Origin of the sequence: Aquirufa aurantiipilula, assembly GCF_019923745.1 — a bacterium.
GTDB classification, from domain to species: domain Bacteria; phylum Bacteroidota; class Bacteroidia; order Cytophagales; family Spirosomataceae; genus Aquirufa; species Aquirufa aurantiipilula.
Genome location: NZ_JAANOG010000042.1, coordinates 1 through 506, shown reverse-complemented (window position 1 = coordinate 506; position 506 = coordinate 1). Strand labels below are relative to the sequence as shown.

Sequence of the window (506 nt, the reverse complement as noted above, 5' to 3'; positions counted from 1 at the left end):
ACAGTACCACCTAAAGTACCTGTACCTGTTTTACGAGTTAAGGTGACAGTACCATCTAATGTAGCATTCACTGGATTGCCATTGGCATCCGTTAAGGTTACTGTTACGGCAAAACCAGTACCAGCAGTTTGTTGAACGATGTTGCTTACGACTAATTTAGTTGCGCTACCAGCCGTGTATGTGATGGTAGATTGAGTTTGAGAACCCGTACCACTTTTCACTTGAGCAGCACCTAAGGTAGCTACGAAAACTCCTGAACCAGCGGTATTAGGAGCCGTTACGGTAGCAGAGTAAGTACCATTACCGTTATCGGTCACAGAACCAATGGTACCTGAACCCGAAGATTTAGTGATGGTTACTGTAGCACCACCAGCAGTTAAGTTATTTCCATTGGCATCTTTTGCCGTAACAACTAATACTTGTGTAGATCCATCAGCTACAATACTAGCCGAAGTAGGAGTTAAGGTAGAAACAGCTGCATCAGCTGCACCCGCCACTACTGTAAA

At 44.5% G+C, this 506-nt stretch carries 1 protein-coding gene; it reads right to left on the bottom strand.

What is annotated here, in order from left to right; genetic code table 11:
- Positions 1–506 (bottom strand): Ig-like domain-containing protein (locus tag G9H60_RS13260; RefSeq protein WP_223144516.1); only part of this gene is annotated, 506 nt, incomplete at both ends.